This window comes from Pectobacterium zantedeschiae (assembly GCF_004137795.1).
Taxonomy (GTDB): Bacteria; Pseudomonadota; Gammaproteobacteria; order Enterobacterales; family Enterobacteriaceae; genus Pectobacterium; species Pectobacterium zantedeschiae.
The window spans coordinates 2,531,717-2,550,651 of record NZ_NWTM01000001.1; the positions used below are offsets into that span (position 1 = coordinate 2,531,717).

17 protein-coding genes are annotated in these 18,935 nt (G+C 45.0%); 12 read left to right on the forward strand and 5 right to left on the reverse strand.

What is annotated here, in order from left to right; genetic code table 11:
- The first annotated feature begins 59 nt into the window (after window positions 1-59).
- Window positions 60-632: a TetR/AcrR family transcriptional regulator gene (locus CLR69_RS11455; RefSeq protein ID WP_129712449.1), complete on the forward strand. Its 573-nt coding sequence runs from the start codon at window positions 60-62 to the stop codon at window positions 630-632.
- 59 nt (window positions 633-691) lie between these two features.
- Here CLR69_RS11455 and CLR69_RS11460 read toward each other — a convergent pair whose 3' ends face one another.
- Window positions 692-1,162 (reverse strand): FidL, encoded by a 471-nt coding sequence (locus tag CLR69_RS11460; RefSeq protein WP_129703035.1) that lies wholly within the window; start codon window positions 1,160-1,162, stop codon window positions 692-694.
- A complete protein-coding gene (locus CLR69_RS11465; RefSeq protein ID WP_129712451.1) occupies window positions 1,149-1,922 on the reverse strand; it encodes a winged helix-turn-helix domain-containing protein in 774 nt (257 codons plus the stop codon). Before CLR69_RS11465 ends, CLR69_RS11460 begins: the two co-directional genes overlap by 14 nt.
- 689 nt (window positions 1,923-2,611) lie before the next feature.
- On the opposite strand from CLR69_RS11465, the gene CLR69_RS11470 reads away from it, so the two are divergent.
- The 7 genes from CLR69_RS11470 (at window position 2,612) to CLR69_RS11500 (ending at window position 10,848) form a co-directional block, all read left to right on the forward strand.
- Window positions 2,612-3,160: a fimbrial protein gene (locus CLR69_RS11470; RefSeq protein WP_129712453.1), complete on the forward strand. Its 549-nt coding sequence runs from the start codon at window positions 2,612-2,614 to the stop codon at window positions 3,158-3,160.
- Between the two features lie 137 nt (window positions 3,161-3,297).
- Window positions 3,298-5,796: a fimbria/pilus outer membrane usher protein gene (locus tag CLR69_RS11475; RefSeq protein ID WP_129712455.1), complete on the forward strand. Its 2,499-nt coding sequence runs from the start codon at window positions 3,298-3,300 to the stop codon at window positions 5,794-5,796.
- Window positions 5,797-5,832: 36 nt separating this feature from the next.
- Window positions 5,833-6,582, forward strand: a complete 750-nt coding sequence (locus tag CLR69_RS11480) for a fimbrial biogenesis chaperone (RefSeq protein ID WP_129712456.1) — start codon at window positions 5,833-5,835, stop codon at window positions 6,580-6,582.
- A gap of 18 nt (window positions 6,583-6,600) precedes the next feature.
- The gene (locus tag CLR69_RS11485) at window positions 6,601-7,635 is read left to right on the forward strand and encodes a hypothetical protein (protein ID WP_129712458.1); all 1,035 of its coding nucleotides are present in this window, start codon (window positions 6,601-6,603) and stop codon (window positions 7,633-7,635) included.
- 51 nt (window positions 7,636-7,686) lie between these two features.
- The gene (locus CLR69_RS11490) at window positions 7,687-8,232 is read left to right on the forward strand and encodes a fimbrial protein (protein WP_242451589.1); all 546 of its coding nucleotides are present in this window, start codon (window positions 7,687-7,689) and stop codon (window positions 8,230-8,232) included.
- 472 nt (window positions 8,233-8,704) lie between these two features.
- Entirely contained in the window at window positions 8,705-9,376 is a 672-nt protein-coding gene (locus CLR69_RS11495) for an RraA family protein (protein ID WP_197730551.1), read from the forward strand.
- 122 nt (window positions 9,377-9,498) lie between these two features.
- Window positions 9,499-10,848: an MFS transporter gene (locus CLR69_RS11500; RefSeq protein WP_129712683.1), complete on the forward strand. Its 1,350-nt coding sequence runs from the start codon at window positions 9,499-9,501 to the stop codon at window positions 10,846-10,848.
- Between the two features lie 52 nt (window positions 10,849-10,900).
- On the opposite strand, the gene CLR69_RS11505 is transcribed toward CLR69_RS11500, so the two are convergent.
- Both CLR69_RS11505 and CLR69_RS11510 read right to left on the reverse strand, forming a co-directional pair.
- On the reverse strand, window positions 10,901-11,797 hold the full coding sequence (locus tag CLR69_RS11505) for a LysR family transcriptional regulator (RefSeq protein ID WP_129712684.1): 897 nt from the start codon (window positions 11,795-11,797) through the stop codon (window positions 10,901-10,903).
- Window positions 11,798-11,860: 63 nt separating this feature from the next.
- Window positions 11,861-12,352 carry a DUF2569 domain-containing protein gene (locus CLR69_RS11510; RefSeq protein WP_129712685.1) on the reverse strand — a complete coding sequence of 164 codons (492 nt, stop codon included), beginning with the start codon at window positions 12,350-12,352 and terminating at the stop codon, window positions 11,861-11,863.
- A gap of 276 nt (window positions 12,353-12,628) precedes the next feature.
- On the opposite strand from CLR69_RS11510, the gene CLR69_RS11515 reads away from it, so the two are divergent.
- Entirely contained in the window at window positions 12,629-13,078 is a 450-nt protein-coding gene (locus tag CLR69_RS11515) for a hypothetical protein (RefSeq protein ID WP_129703025.1), read from the forward strand.
- A 114-nt stretch (window positions 13,079-13,192) separates the two neighbouring features.
- On the opposite strand, the gene fhuE is transcribed toward CLR69_RS11515, so the two are convergent.
- The gene (fhuE, locus tag CLR69_RS11520; RefSeq protein WP_129712686.1) at window positions 13,193-15,424 is read right to left on the reverse strand and encodes a ferric-rhodotorulic acid/ferric-coprogen receptor FhuE; all 2,232 of its coding nucleotides are present in this window, start codon (window positions 15,422-15,424) and stop codon (window positions 13,193-13,195) included.
- An 850-nt stretch (window positions 15,425-16,274) separates the two neighbouring features.
- Between fhuE and CLR69_RS11525 the strand changes: the two genes are divergently transcribed.
- The 3 genes from CLR69_RS11525 to CLR69_RS11535 are packed head-to-tail and all read left to right on the forward strand — an operon-like array spanning window position 16,275 to window position 18,732.
- Entirely contained in the window at window positions 16,275-16,688 is a 414-nt protein-coding gene (locus CLR69_RS11525) for a GNAT family N-acetyltransferase (protein WP_129712687.1), read from the forward strand.
- A 29-nt stretch (window positions 16,689-16,717) separates the two neighbouring features.
- Window positions 16,718-17,407 carry a helix-turn-helix transcriptional regulator gene (locus tag CLR69_RS11530; protein WP_129712688.1) on the forward strand — a complete coding sequence of 230 codons (690 nt, stop codon included), beginning with the start codon at window positions 16,718-16,720 and terminating at the stop codon, window positions 17,405-17,407.
- Window positions 17,408-17,421: 14 nt separating this feature from the next.
- The gene (locus CLR69_RS11535; protein ID WP_129703021.1) at window positions 17,422-18,732 is read left to right on the forward strand and encodes a purine-cytosine permease family protein; all 1,311 of its coding nucleotides are present in this window, start codon (window positions 17,422-17,424) and stop codon (window positions 18,730-18,732) included.
- The last annotated feature ends 203 nt before the right edge of the window (window positions 18,733-18,935 follow it).

An 18,935-nucleotide genomic window follows, 5' to 3' on the forward strand; every position in this document is an offset into this window, starting at 1 on the left:
GTTGCTCAAGAGAAAAAATTGTATTTGAGCACCTGCTCAAAGTCAACGCGGGGATGGCAATGAAAGAGACGACGACAGCGCTAAAAGACAAGATCCTTAATGGCGCAATCGAGCTATTTATCGAGAAAGGTATAGAAAAAGTGACAACACGCGAACTGGCGGAACACGTCGGTATTTCGCGCAGCCATCTTTATCATTACTTTCCTGACTGGCAGACGCTGTCGATTGAGGCGCTAACGGTGTTTATGCAGAAAGATTTGGAGGACGTCGCGGCTGAAATCGCCACATTAACGCCGAAAGAGAAGCTGCATGAGCTGGTGAAGAACTACCTGCCGGATACCACTGACGTTATCTGGAATCTTTATGGATCGCTATGGCAGTTGGCGGTTTACAATACCGCTTACGCAACGCTCGCACATGTGATGACAGAGAAGTGGTCTGCTTTACTCGAAGATATTATTGCATCAGGCGTCGTGTCCGGTACCTTTAAAAATACCGATACCCAGCGCGTCTCCCGCCAACTGGGCGCACTGCTAAACGGCTATTCTGACCATTTGATTATTAACCCTGCTCCTGCCGACTTTCAGCAAGCAATTGAAGATATTGATGATTTTATACAACGCGTGTTGTGAAGCACATAAACCGTATATCCAGAATAACGATTAACACATTCACGTCGTTCCAACACACATTAATCGCGGATGTTGCATGCCATCTTTGATTGGACGGTGCTAATCAGATAGGCATGTTTCGTCAGCATTTCGAACTGGATAACATCATTTTCAGCCAGGATGGGGATCGCCTCATCAGGCGCATTATCATTGGTATTCTTACTCATTCCAATATTGTTCACCACCAGTCGGTTCGACTCCCACACAGAATCAAAGCTGAACGTGCGCCGAATTGTCAACGGTACGCCATCCTCACCAATGTAAAGACCATTGACCAAAACCAGCGCTCTATTTTGTTTATTTAGATAAAAATAGACGTCATATTCCTTTCTGACTTTATGGTCTTCTTCGTAAAGTTTTACCTCACCCTGACATATCAGCGGCTTTCTGTATAAATCGCTTTTTAAATAAAAAATAACCCCAAGAGAAAATGAAACAAAAAGCACCAACGTGGTGCAAAAAAATGTCTTTCTAATCCTAATTATTAACATAAGTTATACATCCATACCCATCTTTATTACAGGAAATAACAATTTCACTTTTCTTATCTAACACTCCAGATATAACAATTTTTTTCGACAGGAAGAATAATGCGTTATCTGAACACAGATTTTTGTAGTCGGTCGGGAGAGGATATCCCACGCTGTTATATAAATAGAAAAGATCGCACTTCCCGCTCATCTTCACGTCGACAAGATGTCGATACGAAAAACGATTTACGTTCTCCAACGCAAGCAGGAAAATCCCGACTATCGTAATCCAGATGAGGAGGAACCGAACGTATTGCTGTTTTTTTACGGGTTCAGGAATAGCATGATGCTCTATAGAAAATGGCCTTTCCTCTTCACAGCCATTGTCTTCAAATATCTTTTCAACCTCCTGATTTAACGTTTCTTTCTCTTTCTCCGCCACATCCTCATTCAGATGCGAAACAATACTTTCAACGTTAAAGACAATACCCATTTTAGGGATAGTCACTATCGAATCTGAAAGATCAAACTCGCGCAATACCTTCCTTAATAGAGATAGATAATTGTTGAGATTATTAAGAGAAGGGCAAAGTGCATGCTTTTCCAGAGCCTCCTTCAACAAAAATTCACGGCTTAGCGTTACCCCTTGGTTCTCTATTAATAAGCAGAGCAATCGTGAAATAGGAAAATTCACAGAGGTTGCTTCATTTTCACGCTCTATCCATGCCAGTGTTCCCTCTCCCTCGTTAAAAATGATTAAATCATTGATCAAATAAACCATTCGACCTTTTTCCATCAAGATTATAGGCACTATTCATCTGTAACAATAAGATGATAGATACGCTTTTTTATGAACATAAAAACTACGGAATAATCTGAAAAATAGCCATGGAAAAACAAAAATTTTTATCTATAAAAGAAAATTTAATTATATACATAGTCTTACCGAGGCTATCCTTGGCAAGGATAAAAACTTACCCATTTATTGTCAAAGATTATTTGGATTTCATTTAGTCATTGTCTAAACAAAAAGACATTTCATTATTTTTATAAAAAAACAACCATTTTACGACATCATCACACAAGAAAGAGAACGAAAAATAACGCATTGAATTAACATGATTTATATCTGTAAATGATATTTACCCCGCAAAACCCGCCCTAAAACAAAAAAACACGCAACAGAATAAAAACCTAAATAAACGTAAATTTAAAATACATAATCTAAATAAAAATATTTAAAGCAATATATTTGACCAAGAAATCGACCGATATTACCATTCACTTCGTTACAGAGCAATAAACTGGGCCGACGATAAAATATATCCACCGCACAACCGTACAAAAGGTGGCAAGCCGTCGGTCAATCAATAGAGAAGGCATTATCCGTTGTGGTTATGTATGAGTACGGTGGACACTCATGCGTAGCGATAATCTTTTAAATAGAGTAACCAACAGAGAGAGCATAATATGAAACCATCAATAATCACCCTGGCATCAATCATCTCCGTGATATTTTCCGTCGGTGCCTATGCCGCAGATTCACATAACGGAACGGTGACGTTTAAAGGAAAAATTATTGATACGCCCTGCTCGATTTCTCAGCAAGATCTACATCAAACTATTGAGTTTGGCGAAATCAGCAAAACGGTGTTGGAAAATGGCGGCACTTCAGAAATTAAGCCGTTTGATATCACATTAAAAGATTGCAGTCTGGATACCGCAACCAGCGCCAAAATTGTTTTCTCCGGTGGCGCGGCATCAGGTACCAATAATGAACTGCTGGCATTAAATGGCAGTGCAGCTGGTGCAGGTATTGCCGTAGAACGCATCGGCGAAAAAATCAAATTCGATGGCACAACACCAGCGGTTCCTGCTACGCCACTGGCAAACGGAGATAATGTCTTCTCTTTCACCTCTTACGTGACCAAACTCCCAACCCCACAAGAAGGTGAGGCACCGGTAATAACCACAGGTGCTTTCTCCAGCACGGCTAATTTTGTTGTGTCTTACCAATAAAATATAGATGTGCTAACAACAGGGTATAGGTAATCAAGCGGGGAGGTCTCCTCCCCTATACTCTTTCTTTATTCCCCATGTCGTTTGACATGAATGGATACCACAATGCTGCATCTGTTTAAGCATATAATATTCCTATGGAAATTAAGACCATTACACTCAAAGAAAAAATAAAATCCGAGTTATTTCGCTATGGTATTTTTATTTTCTCTTTGAGCACAACATCGCTCAGTGCAACGGAATTTAACATTAATGTACTGGATGTCGATGAGCGCAGTGATATTGATCTTAGCCATTTTTCCGACCCCGAATACGTCACGCCCGGCACTTATCTTTTATCAATAAAAGTAAACTCGCGTGAAATACAGCAGCAAACGATTAGTTACCTGCCGCAAGGCAATAATAGCCCTCGGCCAACGGCCTGCCTCTCGACCGAACTCATCGATAAACTAGCACTGAAAAAAGAAGCGCGCGACCAGGCTGAATTATGGAATAACGGCGCGTGTGTCGATCTAACGCCAATTGCTGGCGTCAAAATCTCTAATCAAATAGGCATGGGAACGCTAAATATTACCATTCCTCAAGCCTGGCTTGTGTACAGCGATAGCAACTGGATTCCGCCCGAACAATGGGATCACGGCATAAACGGTGCGCTTCTGGACTATAACCTCGTCGGAAACGTACGCCGTGATACCAATGGCAGAGGCACATCACACTATCTCAGCAGCTACGGCACAGCCGGATTTAATCAGGGAGCCTGGCGCTACCGTGCCGATTACCGCTACTTTCTGCAAAAATCGCGCAACTCAAATCGCGATAGCTTCTCGTGGGATCAATTTTACGCCTATCGTCCGCTGCCAACCCTATCGGCCGATCTTAAGCTGGGTGAAATGTATTTCAGCAGCAATCTTTTCGATAGCTATCGCTTTACCGGTATGTCATTAGCCAATAACGAGAACATGCTTCCCCCTTCGCTGCGTGGCTACGCGCCTGAAATTCGCGGCGTTGCCAAATCAAACGCGACGGTGACCGTCACACAAAATGGCAGGCTAATATACGAAACCACCGTGCCTGCTGGCCCTTTTGCGATTCAGGATATGAAAAATGGCGTCAGCGGAACGCTAGACGTTCGCGTGACGGAAGAAGACGGCACGGTGACAACATTCCAGACCGAGTCGGCCAACCTGCCTTACCTGACGCGGCCAGGGCATGTGCAGTACAAACTTGCCGCAGGTAAACCCTCGAACACCAATCATCGTCTGCAAGGCCCGGCCTTTTCTGCTGCCGAAGCCTCATGGGGATTATCCAACGCGTGGTCGGTGTACGGTGGCAGCATTCTGTCCAATAACTATCAGTCCTGGTCGGTAGGCATAGGGAAAAACCTCTACCTGCTGGGTGCGCTGTCCGCTGATATCACACAGTCACGCGCGACACTTCCGACAGCGCCATCGTCGCAAATGGGACATGCGTTTTCTCTTAACTGGTCTAAATATTTCAATTCAATCGATAGCCAGATCAGTTTTGCGGGCTACCGCTTTTCAGAGAAGACCTACATGAGCATGGCGCAGTATCTCTATGCACTGAATCTTGATAACCGCTATCGCAATGAAAAAGAGCGCTATACCATTACGCTCTCAAAAAATTTCTCGGCGCAAGAGTCGTCCTCGCTGCTGAGTGGGCTATCAACCTACGTTACCTATACGCGCCAAACTTACTGGAATGAAGCCGAGCAGGATCGCTACGGCATTTCGTTAAACAAATACTTTGATATCGGTGAAATTAAAGGAATTTCTGCGAATTTATCGGCCTATCGCACCGAATTCAACCGCCGCACCGATGACAGCCTGTACCTAAGTTTTTCTATTCCACTCGGAGAAAAAGATCGCCTGAGCTACAGCATCGGGCGCTATAACGACGGCAGCAATCAGGCATTAACCTATTCCAATAACGCCGATCCGCGCCGAACCTGGAATCTAAGCACCCGACACGATAGCAAAGAGAACATTTACCTGAGCGGCAACTATACCCATTTGGCACCGATGACAGATGCCTCCGTTGGCGTCGCCTGGCAGCAGGATCGTTATACCTACCTGAATGGCTCACTACGCGGTGGAATTACCGCCACCCGCCATGGCGTCGCGGCCCATCCGAAAGGCAATCAAGGCGGCACTCGCATCATGGTCGACACGGAACAAGCTGGCGTACCGTTCTCTGGTAGTCAGGTCGAGACTAACCGCTATGGCCTGGCAGTGATTGCCGGTACCAGTAGCTACTACGATGTATCGACCCGTATTGATTTACAGAAATTACCGCAAAATATTGAAGCCATGACGACAGTGGTTCAGGGCACGCTGACCGAAGGCGCGATTGGCTACCGCAAATTTGACGTGGTTAGCGGGGAAAAAGTCATGGCTCACGTTGCGCTAGCCGATGGCAAATATCCCCCATTTGCCGCCCAGATCAAAAACAAGAAAGGCCGAGATATCGCCATGATCACCAACGGTGGGCAAGCCTATATCACAGGCGTATCGCCTGACGAAACGCTGTCCGTCATCTGGGAGGGGAGAACGCAGTGTTCCATCACCCTGCCCGCCACCTTAAATCACCTTGATGCGCTGCTGCTTCCCTGTAAATAAGCGGCGCGAGAATATAGAAAAGCCCGGAGAGTAGTTATGAAATACCCATCTTATCGGCGAGCAACAGGATTCATCATCGGTTGCCTGTTTTTGATGCCCTCGGCCTATAGCGCCCTGAGTCTCGATCGCACCCGCGTTATTTTTAACGATGATGAGCAATCCGCAACGGTCATGTTGATGAACCAAAACGCGGAGAATCCGTTTCTGGCACAGTCGTGGCTGACGGATGAGCGCCACAATAAGGTGATTACACCGCTGATGGTGCTGCCGCCATTACAGCGCATCGAAGCAAAGGGCTACAGCCTGATCCGTCTGGTCAAAACCGAACAAATCACCCAATTACCGACCGATCGCGAATCGCTGTTTTACCTTAACGTCCGGGAAATTCCACCCAAGGCGGAAAAGCCTAACGTACTACAGATAGCGATTCAGTCTGAAATCAAGGTGTTCTTCCGCCCCCGCAGCGTAAAGCCAGCCAAAGACGAAATATGGCAGGAAAAACTGACCGTCAGAAAAACAGGAAACGCCTTTCAGGTAGAAAACCCAACGCCGTACTACATCACGGTAAGCAGCATCCTGAAACAGCCTAAAGCGACGCGAGCCAACCCTACCAGCCTGCTGAAGGGAAATGCCTTTATGATCGCACCACGCTCAACCCTATCAGTTGAGGTGAATGACGGCTCGGTCGATCGTTTCTATCTGTACTACGTCAATGACTACGGCGGGCATCTGGAATTGCCTTTTGCCTGTGCACAAAACCAGTGCCAGCCCGTCATCCGTAAATAAGCCACAGGGATATCTGCCATGTCTTGGTTAGCCGTTCGTCAACATCGCTATATCGCTCTCTACGCGGCGCTCTTTTTCGGCCTAACGGCGTTTAACGCCAGCGCGTTGGAATGTCGGCTGGGTACAGTAACCGGCCCGGTCTCTGATTATGAGGATATCGGTACGCTAAAAATCCCAGCGACCTTGCCTATTGGCAGTCGCCTCTGGACGTCAAAACCCTATACCCGCAGTCTGGCCTGCTGGGCGTATCAATCCGTACGCCCACAAGGTGAGATGTCCTATTTCTATCCCAATCCTGAAGGTAAGGTCATCAGCCAAGGCATTGGGATTGGTATCATCTATAACGGCCAGGATCTCGGTGTGATTACCAATGGCGGCACCACCGCATCTCGCGTGCCCACAGGGCAGTGGGTCTTGCCAGGTCCAAGTGGTTCAAGACCACCATCCAACCCGACCATGCTCAATGTCACGGTGCAACTCTATCTCGAAAAAACGGGAAATATCACCGACACCACGGCGGGAGTAGATTCACTGCGCGTCTTCCAGGCTGACGGTGAGGGGGGCATCAACAATAAGCCAGACAGCAACTATGGCCTAAGCCTGTCAGGGCTACATGGCATCGAAATTATGCAGTGCGCGGCAAATATCAACGTCTCGCCCGATAGCTATGTTGATTTTGGTACGGTTAGAGCGTGGTCTGGTACAGAGGCCAACGCGCTGGCGCAAACAGAGTTCTACATTAACGTATCGACCGACGGTGGAGAAGACTGTGGCAAGGGATTCGATCTGGACATCAACTTCGATGCCTCTTCGCGGGGAAATTCGCTTGTCGGGATAGACGGCATGGATATGGGAAATGGCGCCACATTAAAAATTGAAGATATGCGCAGCGGTAATAACGTGGCGTTTAACCAGTTCATCGATCTGGTTGACGGCCTTACGGCATCAAGCGGCATGCTTGAACGACGTTATACGGCCAAGCTCTACGCCTCCGGCCCCGCAGTGATAGGCGATACCGAGAAAAATATTATTCTGCGGTTTAATTATCATTAATCTGTCTTCATACGCGAGATCGCAACGATGATAAAACACAGCAATACAATAATGAAAACCAATTCCAGCACCACCCTGCTCGCTTTTACCTTTGGCATCCTGACGCTTTCGTCGGGTACATCCATCGCGCAACAGATGTCATCGCTGGACGAACATGAAGTGACGTTTCACGTTTTAGTCGTCAACGCGGCCTGCAATGTGAGCACGGAGAGCAAAGCCATTGTGGTGAACATGAGCGAAGTCTCCGATCGCTATTTAAAAGCCAATAGCTACGGTAACTGGCATGATTTCTCCATTAATCTCACAGACTGCAACCTGGATACTTACCAAAACGTCACCATTCGCTTTTCAGGAAAAGAAGAACCGCTTTTGCCTAAGCGGTTAGCGCTAGATACGCCGTCCAGTGCCAAAGGTATCGCAATTGGCATCTATCACGCGAATAAACTGGTCAGCATCAACAGCAGCACGGATGGTATTCTCCTACAAAGCGGAGATAACGCCATTCCCTTTTCAGCACGCATCGAAAAGATACGCGACGACCTGATTCAATCCGGTGATTTTGTAGCAACGGCTAACTTCACCTTGAGCTATTTATAGCGGGGATAAGATCTGAGCCGCCATGTTCTTTCCCACACTCGGGCGGCTCGGTCATTCACAATACGCGGTACATAAAAAATTACTCAGAAATCACATAATCAACAGCCAGTTTGGCCAGAAAACTATATTTTATCGTTTAAAAAATAGTTTAATTCATTGTATTAAATAACTTTCTACGATCCTCCCCTTCTCTTTCCAGCCAGCCATCCCATCATGTTAAGTTTTTCTTAAACTGTTTTAAATAACCCTATATTGAGTAATTTCGCGCGACCACTATCATCACTACCAAGAACGGAGAAGCTAATAGAAACACTATTTCTCTCTACCTATCGGATTATCAATATCGAGAAAAAACAACACTAAAAAAATAAAAAATAGAATTAAACACGGCCAAATAGATTTGTTCTACACATGTAAAAAAATTATTTACATGCGTCAAATATCGCACCAAGAAAATAGAATAGGCACAACTATGTTAAATGAAAATATGTTGAATAAAAAAAACACACTGAATATCGAATTGACAGAGAAATTAAAACGCCTGGGTACAGCAACGCTCTATGAAGCACAAGGGGCAACAGGTTCCCTTGACTCTTCTATCAAACCATTGGCACGGGGGATGAAACTCGCGGGTCCTGCAACGACGTTACAGATGAGACCTGGGGACAATTTGATGATTCATTATGCACTGCTCCACGCTAAAAAAGGTGACGTGCTGGTCATCAACTGTGACGGGTTCACTGGCGCAGGTATTTGGGGTGATGTGTTAACGGCACAGGCGCAAAATATTGGCCTTGCGGGACTGGTGGTGAATGGCGCAGTAAGAGACAGCGATGCCATTATCGAGTCAAACTTTCCCGTTTTTACAAAAGGGCTCTCTATTCGTGGTACAGAGAAAAAGCAGCCAGGGAAAATGAATGAAACGCTTCTGATTGGTGACTGCATAATTCATCCCGGCGATATTATCGTAGGCGATTCAGATGGGCTCGTCGTCATAGAGCAATCACGTTTGGAGGAGGTTATCCATCTCTCTGAAGAGCGTGAGGAAAAAGAAAACATCTACAAAGAAAAAATATCACATGGCTCATCAACGGCTGAATTAATGGAGCTAGGTAGCACTTTTAAAAATCTGAATCTGAAATAACTCCCCGACATGGCATCATGTCGGATAAAAGCAGGAACATAAAAAAGAAGTACGTTATAAAAATAAAAAACAAAAACCAAATGAAAGATAAATACTTACTTATTTAATCAGCAGGTAAAAAAATGAATAAAATAAAAAACAGCAGTCAGTTTCGCTGGATTGTCACAACACTGATTTTCTTCGTGTACACCATAGCCGCAGCGGATAGAGCCAACATAGGGGTTGTTTTACCGTTCATCCGTAACGATTTTCATATGTCTAATACAGAAGCTGGCGCCTTAGCAAGTTTATTCCTGCTCGCTTATGCAATAGCGCAGATCCCAAGCGGTTTTTTGTATTCAAAATTCGGCGTCAGGAAGATATTCTCCCTCTCCATGATCCTGACCTCATTGGCAACTGGCTTGGTGGGGTTTTCTACCTCCATCCTCGGGCTCAAAGTTTCCCGTTTCATCCTGGGGCTTGCGGAAGGTCCACTGCCGATTGGTATAACATCGACAATTAATCGGTGGTTTCCTTCTCGTGAGAAAGGCATCGTCACCTCAATATTTTTGTCCGCCGCAAAATTTGGCCCTGTACTTGTTCCCCCGATTTGTGCCTTCATTCTTTATCACTATAGTTGGCACTACGTTTTTTATTTCTTTGCAATTCCCGGTATTTTTCTTAGCGTTATATGGTATTTACTCGTTCCTAACACGCCACAGGAAAGCCGCTTTTGTTCCGAAAGTGAGATCGCGCTGATTGAAGAACGAGATAATGTTTCCACATCATCAGCGAATACGGTCACACAGAAAAAAATCCTACCTGTTCGACGCTTCACACTGCTGGACAAGTTGATTCGTGCCAAGAAGGTGAAACTGATTGATAATTCCAAGGGCATCTTCAGATCCTGGAATATTCTTGGCAGCACTTTAGGCTACTTCTTCATGATGGGGATTGTGAATGTTCTCCTTGCCTGGATCCCTACCTATTTAATGAATGAAAAAGGCTTTTCCATTATCAAAATGGGGATGCTGGCCTCTGCACCCTGGGTTGGCGCAGTCATTGGCAATATTATTGGCGGCTGGTGCTCAGATCGCATTCTCAATAAACGCCGCAAACCTTTAATGATGCTATCAGCGATTGCAACGGTAATCATGATGGTGATCCTCATCAATGCACCAGACAACCCGATGATTCTTGGGCCACTACTGTTACTGACAGGGATTCTTTTTAATCTCGGCTTCTCAGCTTATATGGTCTATCCCATGTCGCTGACAACCAAAGATGTCTTTCCGGTTGCTGGTGCGTTAATTAATACAGGAGGCCAGTTAGGTGGGGCGGTATGTCCTTTAGTCGCAGGATACTTGCTCGATCATTACACCTGGGGACACGTTTTCGGATTCATGGCGCTAGGTTCTTTCTTATGTTTGCTTGTCCTCTTCACCATTTCTGAACCGCTCTCTGACGATCAAATTGATCAGAAAGCAGCCTAACTGTCATATCGTTAAGGCACAAGGATGTGCCTTTAAACTAAGGCAGCAGCGCTCAACCTGATATCGTTTTCATCGTTTCAATGAAATTCATAATATTCGGGTTAGGATTCTTCGCGTTATAAACGGCGTAGATATAGCTCAAACAGTTAAAATCCTCGATTGGCAGAAAAAGAACATCCTGACGATTATTAGGAATCGTTGATCTTCCAACAAGTGTAACGCCTAATCCTGCCCCGACCAGTGCCAACGCCGTATGTATCTCGACCGTGCGATGAGCAACTGCAGGCTGTACGCCATATTCGATAAATTTATCCTGAATTCGCATGGTATAACTGCTTTTAGGATCGCTCGGGAAAATGATAAAGGGTGAATTACAAAAATCTCGCAGCGTAATAAAATTCTTCCGGCTCAAATAGTGATTAATCGGAATCGCCGCCACAAGAGGATCAATCAAAATCAGCTCACGCGACAGTTCCTGCCCATCAGTCGGCTCGCTGATATCCATTTCACGGGTGAAACCAATATCAATGGATTGCGTTGATAGCAGTTCGGTCTGATATTCAGAAAGCACCTCTTTTAGGGTGATACTAATATGGCCGTGCTTTTCTGAAAAAAGTTTGATTGTTTCAGGAATAAGATTAAACATCACCGACCGGACAAACCCCAAATTGAGATTAACGGATGCGGTACTCACATACTGCAACGCGTCCCTTTCGAGCTTGTCAAAGCTGAATATCACTTCATGAGCTTTGTTAAAAAGAAATTCGCCCAGCTTTGTCAGCGTAATGGGTCGAGAAGCGCGGTTAAACAGCTCACCGTTAAACTCTTTTTCCAGCGATGTGATTTGCAGGCTGATTGCCGCTGGAGCAAGAGAAAAAACCTTCGCTGCCTGGCTTATTCCCCCTGCTTCAACCACTTTACAGAAATAACGCAATTGTTTGATATTCATGATTCGCTATCCTCTACCGATCGTTTGGTATGTTATCAGCATAACGTGAATAGTGGTTTCCTTTTAGCGATTAAACACCACCGGAATTCTTTTCGATAACATGAAATACGGAATCCAAACGACAATGCCGAAAACCGAAGAGGCAATGGCGCGAATATCGCCAGTATCGAGATTAACATCAAACAGGTAAGCGGGTAGCAATGTCATATATCCCACCAGCAGTGCGCTAACAAGATAGTAGGAAACCATCACATTCCGCGTACGTTTTTTACGCTGAAAGAAGCTCATTGCGGCAAAAACCTCCAATGCAAACATGACAAGCAAGAAAAACACCAGAGCTAAAGCGTAATAGCCGAGAAATCCAGTGTTCTTAAAGTGAAGAATCATCGCATTGATAATGTCATACAGTGAGAACGGCGTCGTAATGACAGAAAGAATAATCCCCAGCGCAGGAAGATAGAGAATACCGTTAATTTTCTGCTGTTCTTTCTCTTCACACACAGAGCACAGGCCAGATTCTTTACGCGCATCATTATCGCAGTTTAAGCACTTCATTTCTTAATCCCTATAAAAAAACACTCGGTATTAACCAACATAAAACAAATAATCATATAAACATCACCATTAGCGCTAGATTATATTTAATTTGACGTATGCCATTCCCCCTCATCCACAGGTCATATTGTGAATCACCCCACTCACACCTAAATTAACTCAACATGCAAACAAAAAAAACAAGTCAAACTCAACCTTAAAAAGGTAAGAATTGATTATTTTATTTGTGAAGCATGAAAACCACACATAATAAAACTTAATAGAGAGAGAATAAACATGGCTAAAATCACACAGTTTGTAGGAACCGAAGCTACTGCTGGGAAAGTATTACCAGCATCATGGCAGTTGTTCTCCAGAGGCAGCATGAGCGAATGTGGTACCATCAAAGTTAACTCTATTAGTGATTACAGCGCCAATATCACTATTGCAGTCAATATTCATCACGTTCCTTTTAATGCAACGGTGGATATTAACCTGCTTGATAAAGATCCTGATTCAACATCTGGCTCTGCCACTGTCAGTTTCGACGGTGGCCCAGCAGAGAATGTTCGTTATCATGAAGGAAAAGCCAATAACCCGCATAATTATAAAGGCGGGAATGCTATCTTCCTGGATGATTTAAAATACCAGAATCTTAATGTCAGTCTTCAACTGTGGCCAGTTGCAGATAAAACATTATTCTATATTCAAATCCCAATGCTTTCTTTCTGGTTAGCCGCAGGTTAATTAACAATAGTGTCCTTACTCACCGATATGGTGAGTAAGGACGCAGCATTACAATACCAGTGATGTTGTGCCTACGCTTTGAACCGACACTTATTCATCAGCTCAACCATCAACTTAGAAATTGTAGTTGACCGTCATTGAGACACTGCGCGGCGTTCCATACACAGCATAAGGCGCAAGGTAGTCGTAATACTCTTTATCAAACAGGTTATTAATATTTGCCTGTACCGCCAGCTGTTTAGTGACCTGATAGCGGCTAAATAGGTTAACCAGCGCGTAGCTGCCTTGTTCGGCACGTAACGTTGTGTTTTGTGGGCCGGAACCTTCCTGCCAGATGCCATTTTGCCAGTTCACTCCACCGCCGACGGTTAACTCTGGCAATGTTGGTAACTGGTAGCGGGTAAACAGCTTGAACGACGTACGCGGCAATTCTGGATTGACCGATTTGCCATCTTTATCATCAACCACATAGCGTGAGCCGCCAAACGTCATTTGCAGGTTATCCGTCACCGCGCCATTGACTTCAAATTCGATCCCTTTGCTGACGACACCGTCAACAGCGTAATAAATTGTCTCGTTCGATCCTGCAAAACGACTACTATCCGTCTGGGCCACGTGATCCTGTTCAATACGAAAAACAGAAACAGACGCAGTCAGGCGACTGTTATACCAATCTCCTTTCAGACCCGTTTCATAGTTTCTGCCCGTGGTCGGCTGCAAGTAGGTTTTGTTGATATCACGCTTGTTATTTGGCTGGAATATATCGGTATAGCTGGCATACGTCGACCAGGTATCGTTGATGTCATACACCAGTCCTGCATACGGTGTAATACGGTTTCTACTATCACTATCCGAAGACCCCGTCACACTCCAGTCGGTATAACGTGCACCGACGATCAGGTGCAACGGATCGGCTAACGAAAAGCGTGCAGAGGTGTAGACTGATTTCTGGCGTGTCGTAGAATTTTCGTAAGGCTGCCAAGCACTCCATGTAGGATCGGCAAGGTTACCATTCCAGTTGAAATAGTTACCGACAGCCGTAGAAGTGAGCGTATCTAGCGGATAAGAGTTATTGTAGTCATTACTTTGTTTACTATAACTCGCTCCTACCACCAATTCATGCTGGCGACCTAACAGCTCAAAGGGACCAGTCGCAAAAGTATCGACTGAATCGACTTTACGCTTCCCTCTGTTCCAGCCACCATAGGCCCCAACGGCCACAGTGTTATAGGTAGGATAATAAGGATCCACCAATACCCCTGTGTTTTTGTCTGGGAAACCGTTGGCATACATCTGTTTCGAATCAAAATTCGTCTCGTCATGCGTGCCGTTCATCCGCACCTGCCAACCACTATCAAAACGCTGGGTCAAACCGGCAAACACCTTTTTCGACGTTGTATCGGTATAGCTCCAGTTAGGTGCAGAATTAAGGCTGCGATCAAAACGAACACGGCTGCCATCACTGTACCATGTCGGCAAGCCTCCCCACGTTGAGTTAGTATTGTGATTATCCTGGTAGTCATAGCCAAGCGATAACGTGGTGGAATCTGTTACATCGGCGTCGATCACACCGTAGAGGAATTTTTTACGACTGTGATAACGATCGAGCCAGGTGTCGTTATCCTGATAGCCAGCAACTACGCGCCCGCGCACATTACCGGACTCCGTCAGCGGTGCAGACAGGTCGGTCACCATCCGTTGTTTATCCCACGAGCCGTAGCTGCCAGACACCGAGCCTTTGAACTCGCGGCTATCCGCATGCTTACGCACCATATTCACCGCCGCAGAAGGATTACCCGTTCCTGTCATCAGCCCGGTCGCGCCACGCACCACTTCGATACGGTCATAGATTGCTGTATCCGAAGCGGAGTCTCCAAAGTTCCAGATATCGTCAACCACTGTCGGAATATCGTCGAACAGATAGTTATTGATAAGAAAACCGCGAGCGAAATACGTCATGCGTTCAGAATCAATAGTTTTAGAGGACAACCCCGTCGTATTCGTCATCACCTCGCCAATCGTTTGCAGGTTCTGATCTTCGATACGCTGCTTGCTGATAACACTCACCGACTGCGGGATATCACGCGGCGTCAGCGTCATCTTCGTTCCGGCGTTAGTGACTTTCACACTGTAATCCTGCGGATCGCTGTCCTCTGCATTAGCATTGGCGTTAGCGCTGACGACAAGCGTATCACCTGAAGCAGGGGTTTCTTCGGCAACAGCCTGAGCAGGCAGGAAAGAGGCGGAAATCAACAGGGCGAGAAGAGAGACTCCGAATGGTTTTGCTCCGGCCAGCGAAGAATCACAAACGCGCGTTTTTCCGGCGCGAGTAACTCCAAAAGACATGGTATATCCTCGGTTAACTAAAGATGATTTTGGCGAGATGCTGATACGTTTCTTGTCAATATCCGCACAAAAAAGCAAATGATAACTATACGCATTATTATTGTCATTTCAATGAAATGGTTAATTCACTTAAAATACAGTTAGATAGAAAAGAAGAAATCACCATGTCGTTAACAAGGCATTGTTGCAAAAAGAACATACGAGGAATTTATAGAGCCCGGTCAGCCTGAGAATGAGACAGCGGCAATGTGAAGCCTGCCTGAGTGATTTCAGTACCGGTTCAATCTCTCACGGCAAACCTAAATCGATAATCGTCTTACGGAAAATACCTTCTATCCAGAAATACTCATTCGGATGGCGCGACAAACTAGAATCCGTCCTGACACAGTGACGTATTGACCAGCCCAACTGAGCAGGGTTTTATCGACTCGTTAGTCACTGTGGTGCCGCCTTTTTACATGGATTGCAACATACGCAGGCAGAGGGAATGAACGAAAGAGGGATACCAGCGAAACGAGGTGCATTTCGCTGGTATAAACCGGGCTGAGAAATAAGTCGGTCAATGGAAAGACAAGAAGAGTAACTTACTCATAAAAAACATATTTTTCGATACAGCATACATTTTTATTATCAATAATCTGGTATTTTCCCTGGCGAGGCAAATACGTGCTTAATTTCTGATTTTTATCAACATATAATCAATAAATATCAGATTATGTTTCTTAGCATAGAGCAACAGAGCAATCTAATAACGAGTGAAATCCACCCTTGCATAAACATATTTAATATGATAAAGAAATATCCATATTAGAAGTATAATTTAGCATGCTAATAATGAGGTTTTATTGTAATGAATCTGAATGTTACTGACACACCAGAAGCAAATGAAGAAGAGTTTGTAATAGCGAGTCTCTGGAAACACAACGCGCAGTATGATGCTGTTGATATTTCCCCTCTCTTTTTAAATTTCAAAGATGATGACAATAATATTATCGCAGGATTAATCTCCAGAACCTGGTGGGGTGCATTGGAGGTTCAATATCTTTGGGTTAGTGAGAAGTATCGTAAAAGCGGTCTTGGTCGACAACTCATGCAAACGGCTGAAAAAGAAGCCTTAAAACGCGATTGTCATATGGCCTACGTAGATACATTCGAATTCCAGGCCAAGGGATTCTACGAAAAACTAGGATACAAAGAATATGGTAATCTACCAGGATATGCGCACAAACATACTCGGCATTATTTAGCTAAATTAATCCGTTGATTTAATCCCGGCCAATTAAGGAGGGCAGGATGCCATCATCACAAACAAACATGACTGATTATATTCGCAATCTGATTATTATGATGGATTGTTTAAATGAACCATGGGGTATTAAAGACTTATCATCACGCCATGTTTACATGAATAAAGCCGCTTACCTTTATACCAACACACCGATGAGTTTTGATATTGAAGGGCGACTTGATGATGAATTTCCTGCCAGTTGGGCGGAACTTTCCGACGATTTAAAAGAGCATGACAGGCTGACAGAAAATAGTGAACAGCGCGTAACTGTAATAGAAACTCACTATTGGTATGGAAAGAAAACGCTGACCCCCTTCGTCAGCGAAAAAATCCCCATTTTTGATGCAAATAAGCTTTGCATTGGGACCATGTGGAATGCCAGGCCTCTGGATACACGGTCTCCGCTTATATATATAGACCAAAAGAAGCCGACCACATTACAAACTGAGCTAACAACCAGTATATTCACTCAGTCAGAATTAGACATTATCTTTCTGATATTACAGCGTTTATCAAATAAAGAAATTGCAAGGAAAATGAACGTATCACCAAAAACAATCGAGAATAGAATATATAACATGTATCAAAAGGCAGAGGCGCACTCGCTACCTCAATTTGAGGAATTTTGTCGCCATATGGGAATCGATGGTTATATTCCTAACTCTCTCATCGAGAAAGGCATTCAATTTATATAAGAGAACATATCTACATGGAAAAAATAGATGATTATCCCGTCAGCCGCGTTCCGCTGAATGTCCGGTTGCCTTTCTTAAACGTGGCATTAGTGCATATTGGCATGTTGACCGCGCTAGACCAGTTTATGTTAGGGGCAGTGCTCGGTCACTCAATGACGCTAAGTCAGGCATTTCTTGCCATCTTTATTGGCAGCGCCATTTTTGGCGTGGTGACCGTGGGGCTTGGCTACGCGGGGATGAAAGAAGGTATGTCGGGCAGCCTGCTTGCTCGCTGGTGCGGCTTTGGCCGTATTGGTTCCGTCCTGATTGGGCTGGTTATCGCCGTTAGCCTCATCGGCTGGTTCGGCGTCCAGAATGCCGTATTCGCTAAAGCGCTCAACTTCGCAATGGCAGATAAACTCGGCTTTGGCTGGTCCGCCGCCCTGTCCGGTATTGCGCTGACGCTGCTGGTTGCCTTTGGTTTCAGAGCATTACGCTTCACCGCCAAAATCGCCGTGCCAATGTTTGTGATCGTTGTTGGCTATATTTCGATCATGACGCTCTCCGGTCACAATATTGTTGAACTGATCGCTTCTGCGCCTAACGGCGAGGCTATTTCCATTAGCGCAGGTGCGACGATGGTGGTAGGAGGCTGTATCGTCGCCAGCTTAATCACGCCAGATATGACGCGCTATTCCCAAAAAGGGAAACACGTGTTCTGGATGACGATGCTGTCGATTATTGTCGGGGAATTTATTGTGAATGGCCTCGCCATCATTATTGCCCGTGCGCTCAATACCGCAGATGTCGTGACGATCATGTCCCAGGCAGCTGGCGGCATCGGTCTGATTGCCGTTATTTTTTCGACATTGAGAGTGAACGATATCAACCTTTATTCGTCCTCTTTGGGAATCGCCAATGCCATAGAGGGCGTCACAGGGAAAAAATTACGCTATGTCTCGATTACGCTGGTAATTGGCCTCATCGGCACCGCGCTATCTGTCGCCGGTATTCTGGATCGTTTCATCGATTTTCTGACGCTATTGGGCGTGTTGTTCCCACCGATTATCGGCGTGATGCTGGTTGATTATTATATTTTGCGCACTCACAGAACGTTGCTCGATTCCAGCCGTGCCGAAGGCCAATTACCCGATATCGCACAAACGCCGCTGATTGGCTGGCCTGCTATTATTGCCAGCCTTGCTGGGGCCATCGTCGGATTAGTCATTGAATGGGGCGTGCCAGCGTTTAATTCGTTACTGGCTGCCAGTCTTCTTTATTGGTTAATAAAGCACTACGCCAATAATAACGTTATTTTAGGAAACCAGAACATAACCAAAACTTAAAATGAAATAGGTAACAAGATAAAATTAATCTATAATCCAATCGACCTCTTTCTACAGAGGTCGATATATTTTTACTTAAGCAAAATAGCTCCTGAATAATTCCAACTGCATGCAGCGGTAACGTACAGGCAGTTGGAAGTATGATGGATATAGGCCATGATGGCCTTGGGATGGAGTCTTATATATCAACGAGGAATTCCTTC